The organism is Priestia sp. P5_B4, assembly GCF_056400385.1.
This window is the reverse complement of the sequence record NZ_JBFULJ010001312.1, coordinates 1-758: the sequence shown is the minus strand read 5'-3', so window position 1 is coordinate 758 and position 758 is coordinate 1. Positions and strand designations below refer to the sequence as shown.

Sequence of the window (758 nt, the reverse complement as noted above, 5' to 3'; positions counted from 1 at the left end):
TGGTTTTAATCTAGCTGGTTGCTTCTAGCGGTTGATTGGAGTGTTTTCGTTATGTCTCAGTCTTTTTTTTATCGTCATAAAAGGGCGATAAATGGGCGAGCATTTTTTCTAGCCTGTACATATGCTATAGAGTAAACAGGCTACGGAGGTGAAGTGAAATGGGATTTTACAACTGGGGTTACGGCGGTGGTTACGGCTACGKCGGCTACGGCGGCTACGGTAGTTATGGTGGCGGTTTTGCATTAATCGTTGTACTATTTGTTTTATTAGTTATCGTTGGTTGTACATGCTTGAAATAAACAGAAAAAGCACGGATTTACAAAGATTTTAGTAGATTCGTGTTTTTTTATGTTCATAAGAAGGGCAGTACTATAATAAAATAATGTTGTTCATGTACATAAAAAACACACAAAAAATTTAATTAATAGATTAAAAAAATAAAAAAATGAAGAGGAAGAGTAGATTTAAGCCTCAAAAATGGTCTGAAATTTATAATTTTCCTTATAAGTAATTTTTGTAAAATGCTTATCAGGACTGATAGTAAGACCGAATAATACTCCATAGGCCGCTAGTTTTTATCAGCTGACTTGAAGAATTATTTTACTTGTATGAAAATCAACATAAATGATTTTCATATAGTTTAAATAGGTAAAAAAGACTTATTGTAAAATGTTTATTCCTAATTTTCATAATAATAGGAATATTTAAATAATATATAGACGTAGTAATTTTTAGTTGCTATAATGTTGCTAATTATC

1 protein-coding gene is annotated in these 758 nt (G+C 31.0%); it reads left to right on the top strand.

Annotation, left to right across the window (positions count from 1 at the left end; genetic code table 11):
- The first annotated feature begins 158 nt into the window (after window positions 1-158).
- Window positions 159-299 (top strand): YjcZ family sporulation protein, encoded by a 141-nt coding sequence (locus AC1DRF_RS30680; protein WP_477742657.1) that lies wholly within the window; start codon window positions 159-161, stop codon window positions 297-299.
- Window positions 300-758 lie beyond the last annotated feature (459 nt).